General features: G+C 47.9%; 10 protein-coding genes. 8 read left to right on the forward strand and 2 right to left on the reverse strand.

From position 1 onward, the window contains the following. Together ACRBG0_RS21700 and ACRBG0_RS21705 are read right to left on the reverse strand one after the other, a co-directional pair. Window positions 1-392, reverse strand: a 392-nt coding sequence (locus ACRBG0_RS21700; RefSeq protein ID WP_431488944.1) for a leucine-rich repeat domain-containing protein, incomplete at its 3' end; no start/stop codon positions are given. A 79-nt stretch (window positions 393-471) separates the two neighbouring features. Further along, complete coding sequence (locus tag ACRBG0_RS21705; protein ID WP_431488945.1) at window positions 472-840, reverse strand: helix-turn-helix domain-containing protein; 369 nt, start codon at window positions 838-840, stop codon at window positions 472-474. A gap of 298 nt (window positions 841-1138) precedes the next feature. On the opposite strand from ACRBG0_RS21705, the gene ACRBG0_RS21710 reads away from it, so the two are divergent. The 8 genes from ACRBG0_RS21710 (at window position 1139) to ACRBG0_RS21745 (ending at window position 5670) form a co-directional block, all read left to right on the forward strand. Continuing rightward, the gene (locus tag ACRBG0_RS21710) at window positions 1139-1462 is read left to right on the forward strand and encodes a hypothetical protein (RefSeq protein WP_431488946.1); all 324 of its coding nucleotides are present in this window, start codon (window positions 1139-1141) and stop codon (window positions 1460-1462) included. Window positions 1463-1878: 416 nt separating this feature from the next. After that, window positions 1879-2190 (forward strand): hypothetical protein, encoded by a 312-nt coding sequence (locus ACRBG0_RS21715; protein WP_431488947.1) that lies wholly within the window; start codon window positions 1879-1881, stop codon window positions 2188-2190. Between the two features lie 87 nt (window positions 2191-2277). After that, complete coding sequence (locus tag ACRBG0_RS21720) at window positions 2278-2586, forward strand: hypothetical protein (RefSeq protein WP_431488948.1); 309 nt, start codon at window positions 2278-2280, stop codon at window positions 2584-2586. 74 nt (window positions 2587-2660) lie between these two features. Next, complete coding sequence (locus ACRBG0_RS21725; protein ID WP_431488949.1) at window positions 2661-4043, forward strand: hypothetical protein; 1383 nt, start codon at window positions 2661-2663, stop codon at window positions 4041-4043. 9 nt (window positions 4044-4052) lie between these two features. Next, the gene (locus tag ACRBG0_RS21730; RefSeq protein ID WP_431488950.1) at window positions 4053-4385 is read left to right on the forward strand and encodes a hypothetical protein; all 333 of its coding nucleotides are present in this window, start codon (window positions 4053-4055) and stop codon (window positions 4383-4385) included. Between the two features lie 151 nt (window positions 4386-4536). Next, window positions 4537-4980: a hypothetical protein gene (locus ACRBG0_RS21735; protein ID WP_431488951.1), complete on the forward strand. Its 444-nt coding sequence runs from the start codon at window positions 4537-4539 to the stop codon at window positions 4978-4980. 31 nt (window positions 4981-5011) lie between these two features. Continuing rightward, a complete protein-coding gene (locus tag ACRBG0_RS21740; protein ID WP_431488952.1) occupies window positions 5012-5143 on the forward strand; it encodes a hypothetical protein in 132 nt (43 codons plus the stop codon). Window positions 5144-5289: 146 nt separating this feature from the next. Next, window positions 5290-5670, forward strand: coding sequence for a hypothetical protein (locus tag ACRBG0_RS21745; protein WP_431488953.1), 381 nt, complete (start codon window positions 5290-5292; stop codon window positions 5668-5670). The last annotated feature ends 8 nt before the right edge of the window (window positions 5671-5678 follow it).

Genomic DNA, 5678 nt, shown 5'->3' on the forward strand with positions numbered 1-5678 from the left:
ATCTCGCTGATTTGATTCGAGCGAAGGTACAATCGCTCCAAGTCAACCAACTGATCCAAGGAGTCAATAATCTCGATTTTATTGTGTCCAGCACTGAATGTCTCCAATTGCTGTAACAGTCCTACTGCTTGTGGTACTCGAACTAACTGATTTCGACCACCATCCTCATAATCGTTTTTCCCTTGTCCTCTCACCCACTCCTTATCCTCTTTATCATAATAAAAATAATCTCCCAAATTCAACTTCTTCAACCAGGTACAGTCCCTCAATTCCGGTGGCACCTCTCGCAGGGAGAGGTTACCCAAATCAAGTACTGTACTTTTGGTCCGAATACATTCAGCAATGAGTTCCTGTGCGCGTTGGTAGCCAGTGGAGGGGGTGTAGGTAGGCATGCGGTGTATTGGTGCTTTACTGAAGGTGAGAAAAGAGCGATTTTATGATTATTGGAACCGAAGAATAGAAACAGGATGCTTACTCAATCCCCAACTCCCGCGCCCGTTCCGGATCCACCTTCTTCAACTCTTCCTCGATCTGCATCACCCGCTTCATGAGGAGGTCATTAAGGGCGTTGAGCATTTTATCTTGCTCTTCTTCGGACTTAGGAGTGATTGTTGCTGGACGTGCTTTTGCCTTCTCCGTAGAAAGATCAAGAAGAATAAGGTCTGAGACATCAACATCAAACAGCTGAGATAATAAGATCAGCGTTTCAATTCGAGGTTGAGCATCTCCTTTCTCATACTTGCTGACTTGATTACTTGATAACTGTAATTTATCAGAAAGCTCTTTTTGCGAAAACCCACTAGCTTTTCTTAACAGCCTGATATTCTCGGGTAAGTACATTATAGAAAAATAAATTTATCTTTTTTGGAGATAAAATTCTCTTAAAAGTTGATTTTTAATCCAAAAGGAGTTTATATTTGTCTTAAACAAACATATAAGGCGAATATAAGCCTTTGCGGTTACAAAAACATATTCACCGATTAGAATAACCATTCTACCCGGAATATAATCGCCGTGCCTTTTCCGAAGGTCGTTTCCAGCCACACAGAACGTGCGGCCTGCGGTGAGCAGGTAGTGTATTCATTGTGATCGGTTTTAGGGATAAACTTTAGATAAAGGTGCTAAAAATTCAACGAAAATGAATACTCAGCAAGGAAAAATTTACTTCGATTTTCGCGGATGGTTCGAAGACCAGATGAATCATCAAGGCATTGATTTAGCCGATTTAGCGAAAGCGCTCGGAGAAACGACCCGCAAAACGGGCCGTCTTTTGAATAATTCTGACGATTGGACGGCCCGCCAGGCTAAGCTCGTCGGCGATGCGCTAGGCCTCCACTGGTGGGATGAACTGGTGATGCCTTTACGTAAGAAAGGACTCAAAACCAATATCGATCTCAACGATGCGGATGCTATCCTCAAGGAAGAAGGGGAGTACCTCGACCGCACTGTTATGGCCGCCTAAAAAGACATGTTTTATGGGGTTATCTTTTGGTGGACTGGTACTAAGGGCCAGTCCACACTTAGCCCCCTCAAGAATAACGAAGCAGTGCTCACTTTAGAGAATAATTAGCCGCGGAGGCGCGGAGACACGGAGGTTTTTTTAGGGGATTCCCTTATGAAACCTTTGCGTGCCTATAGCTAGAAAAAATCAAAAGAGAACTGCTAAAAATAACCTGCTGGGCGAATCCCAGAATTCGTACTGGGTACGAGGTACTTAGTACTAGGTAGGTATGGCGTTCCTCCTTAGTGTTTTGAAACCCTAAAATGGATGCTGTACCAAGTACCACTTACTTTTTACCCAGTACCGTGAGGTTTGATAGGTTCAGTTTGTTGATAATAAACTCTTTACCGTCAAAACTCACATCAAAGCAAACGATTATGAGTGCAGATTTTGCTATCCTCGACAAAGACATACGGACTGCTTACCTCTACAAGCTGGCGATCGAAACACTGGCCGCTAAGAAGGGCATCGTTAATTGGCTTAGTCCCGAAGAAGCGGCCATTGTATTGGGGATTCCCATCAATGGCAAGCTGCGCCTCAAGCTGTCTTTCTTGATCCAGGAGGGCCACATTCAGCGCTTCACCCGCAACGGCAATGAAACCTACTACTGGTGGCCCGATCTCGAAAAGCTGGCCCCGGAAATGAGTGAAGGGGAGGTTGTGGTGCCTACGAATTTTAGCAGGAGCTGAAGTTCTGGTACTTGGTACTTGGTACAAGAAGCCAAAAATCTCAACTAATACCAAATACCCAATACCTCGTACTTAATACTACAAAACATGAGTAAGATCATCGAACAATGGGAGCCTATGAACGGTATTCCCCCGGTCTTTTGCAGCCATAAAACAGCCATGATCACCAATGTACAGCTCCAGGTGGGCGACTACTTTCCGTGGCACATGCCTAAGCAGCACGGTGGTGGCCATCAGTGGTACCGCATCACCCAGGTCGACAAGTTTAAGGAGCTCAAGCAACGCTATAAGAATGCTGGTGCTAATGCGGCTGGCCAGCACGGTGTGAAAGCCGACAAATACTATTACGAATTAACGGTGGAGATGGTGGAGACACCTCAGCTACAGCACCAATAAGACGAAACGGTCGAGGAAGGCAGGCGGTGGCCGCTTGCGGCTACTGTCCTGCCTACTCCCGAAAATACTATCCCATGTGTAAGACACAAACGCAACAATACATTTTCGAACTTCACTTGGCCAAGAGCAAGCGTAACTGCTTGCGCCCTTTGGTCAATCAGTACAATCAGGGGAAACCTCTTCGCGATCGTCTAAGAAGTAGTCACATCAAGTTGGCTGAGTATTTGCTCAACCTGTACTACTATCGCTTGAACAGTGCGCAGGGAGCAGGTAGGTGCGTGTTGCTCCCCAGACAGCCACTGCCGACCCTGCGTACTAGTAATGGCGCTCTAGCGCAGGAAATGGGGGTAGGCAAGCGTACGATCATCAATCTGCGCCAACGCCTGGAGCAGGCCGGACTGATCGCTTACGCGGCCTGGCATGGCACCAACAGCAGCTATGAACTGGATATCAACCCTATGATGATGCACCTGCAAACCAAGCAGGTGAACGACAACCACAACAGCCTCTTTTTTTGTGTTGATGTGAAAACTTTGCGCCATATAGAGACAGGTAACCTGTTACAGGATACCAATAAATTAATAAATAAGAGCGGCGCAGCCTCTCCAACAGGCGTTGATAATCAATCATTTACGGTTATCAGAGATGTGGAGAAGTCGCTAAAACCGTGGAAAGAGGCCGAAAAGCCTGTTGAAAAGGCCGCAACGGAAGCCGCACAAGATAACCAAGAAGCGGCATCGCCAACCGCACAAGATAACCTGGGGACAGGGTACGAAACGATCGAGAACCCCACCGTCGCCCGTGGTCAGGAACCTTTCCCCCCGAGTTCCGCCGCGCCCCCCCGCTCAGAGCCCGCAGAAACGCTGCCCTTTGAGCTAGATGATGCGGTAGGGCACCTGGATTTACCAGATCGGAACGAGGTAGAGCGCATTGGCCGCTCGGTTTGGGCTTATGCCCACGAAGTGCTTTACAGCGACAAATGGCTGAGCAATAGTGTGAAATGGGAAGCGCAGGTTGCTATTACCGAATATCTGGCTTGGTGGGTAAAGCCCGGTGGTTACGATAAGGCAAAGACGATCCTCCGGCGCAGAATCAGAATGGTTCGCCGTTGGCTCGATAACGATCCTGTTCTAAAGAAACAGAAGCTGGGTGATTTGGATAGCGTCCGTCCGACCCGCTGGATACCACTACCGAACAGCTACTTCGACATGCGTAACGAACACGGGTTCCACAAAACCCGAGAGTGGTACAACAAAAGCCAAAAAGACCAGGCCAAAGACAAGCGCGATGAAATATTGACCAAAGCTGTCAATCAGTACGAAAAGAGCCTTTTACCAGGTGCCGAATACGGCCCCGATCAAGCTTACCACGTCCTCACGCAGGCGCTGCGTAAGAAATATGGAACCGGTATTATCCGTGAATTCCAAGAGCGTATTGCTCAATTACAAGCCGCATAAATCAACAACATGGCAACTAGCACAAGCAGTAACCGAAAACGCAAAAAGAAGGCCGCCCCTGGGCGCTTCGCCTGCAAGATTTACTTCGTCGATCACGTACAGGGCAAACCGCCGTACTGCATGAAGACCAAAGACTTTGAAGATCGCTCGCCGCAAAAGCTGGCCGCTGTCTTAGAAAAATTCAAAGGACTCGTCGCCGGTACCCGAAGCACGGAAAAAGGAGCCAACTGGGGCGGGCGCATCAACTGGGCGGCCATCTACGAAAGCGGCACCAAGAAGATCGCCGAATTCCGTGATTGGGACCAGGATGGCCTGCCGTATTGGAAAGATCTCTCCAATTAATCAAATGCTAATCAGTGGTGCTCACCTGGTGAAATTATTAGCCGCAGAGGCACTGAGGCACTGAGTTTTTAAAAAACAAACCTCCGTGTCTTCGTGCCTCCGTGGCCAAACAAAAGCCCAAGTGAAAACCACTCCTAAAATAATCAACTGCATGAAAACTCGCGAAGAAGTAGATAATCTCAAGAAACTGTGGCTCGATGACCCCAAGTCCTTTGATCTCACGAAAGTGGAAGGTTACGAAGAATACCAGGACGAGCTGGCGGCCTTTGTTCGTCGTCACCAATCTTCCAAGAACGAGGAAGGTTCACTGGGTTTTATCCCTAAAATATTGCTCAGTTCGATTCCTGCGCTGATTGGAGGGCTTACCGGAAAAAGCTCGGAAGAAAGCCTGGAAGAGATCGCACTTCCCATCATTAAAAAGATGGTCCGAGAAGCGCCGGAGCCACTAAATGAGCAACTGGTACAAGGTTACTACGAGCAAATTGGCTTTGATGCCTACCAACGTGCGCACTATATCTTGACAGGGCGCGAAAAATTCGCCAGAACGAAATGCCCCTGCGTCGCCTGCTCAATGAAACGAATGGAGGAGGAGTAAGCCTCTACACAACGTCATCCCATGTATTACTATGCACAGAAGACTACTGTATCGGGCATTTGCCCAACTGGGCCGCTGGGCTTACCAGTACCAAGTCTGGTGGGAAAGCCGGGTGCTTGGTACGCTGGATGCCTTGGCCGATTATTTCAACGATCACAATTAATAGCAGTTCTCACTTTCCAAAACTATCCGCCACAGAGGCACCGAGACACGGAGTTTTTTAAAAGAAGGATTCCCAAAAAAAACTCAGTGTCTTCGTGTCTCCGTGGCCATAAAAAGTAAGGTGAGCATCGCTGATAAAACACAACCATGGAAAATTTTGACAAAATCAGAACGAGCATTTTCGGTAGCCCGCTACTGATCAAGGCGGTGAGTGTGCCCCTGGCGAGGAAGCCTAAGCGGAGCGAAGTAAAAATCGAGATGAACTTTCGCGGCTTGCAAGCGACCATCACCACGAACGGGCCGATTACGCATCCGACCATGATGCTTTCGACAGCGCCCAAGTTTCCGACAATGAAGATCAGGAAAGAGCTGAAAATCATCGAAGGGCTGTTCTTAGAAGCCTACACTTCGCAGATGAGTCGAATGGCCATGTTGCAGAAGGTCTTTGAAGCTTATCGCAAACTCGGTACCGAATTCAATATCACAACTTCAAAACACACGCAGGATGTTACAGATGGAAATTCCTAATCAACCCG

It is taken from the genome of Lewinella sp. (genome assembly GCF_050633125.1).
Taxonomy (GTDB): domain Bacteria; phylum Bacteroidota; class Bacteroidia; order Chitinophagales; family Saprospiraceae; genus Lewinella.

Bases quoted from the DNA above. Each gene is read 5' to 3' on its own strand.
- ACRBG0_RS21740 (WP_431488952.1), top strand. From the start codon at position 5,012: ATGCACAGAAGACTACTGTATCGGGCATTTGCCCAACTGGGCCGCTGG.
- ACRBG0_RS21705 (WP_431488945.1), bottom strand. From the start codon at position 840: ATGTACTTACCCGAGAATATCAGGCTGTTAAGAAAAGCTAGTGGGTTT.
- ACRBG0_RS21715 (WP_431488947.1), top strand. From the start codon at position 1,879: ATGAGTGCAGATTTTGCTATCCTCGACAAAGACATACGGACTGCTTAC.
- ACRBG0_RS21710 (WP_431488946.1), top strand. From the start codon at position 1,139: ATGAATACTCAGCAAGGAAAAATTTACTTCGATTTTCGCGGATGGTTC.
- ACRBG0_RS21735 (WP_431488951.1), top strand. From the start codon at position 4,537: ATGAAAACTCGCGAAGAAGTAGATAATCTCAAGAAACTGTGGCTCGAT.
- ACRBG0_RS21720 (WP_431488948.1), top strand. From the start codon at position 2,278: ATGAGTAAGATCATCGAACAATGGGAGCCTATGAACGGTATTCCCCCG.
- ACRBG0_RS21745 (WP_431488953.1), top strand. From the start codon at position 5,290: ATGGAAAATTTTGACAAAATCAGAACGAGCATTTTCGGTAGCCCGCTA.
- ACRBG0_RS21725 (WP_431488949.1), top strand. From the start codon at position 2,661: ATGTGTAAGACACAAACGCAACAATACATTTTCGAACTTCACTTGGCC.
- ACRBG0_RS21730 (WP_431488950.1), top strand. From the start codon at position 4,053: ATGGCAACTAGCACAAGCAGTAACCGAAAACGCAAAAAGAAGGCCGCC.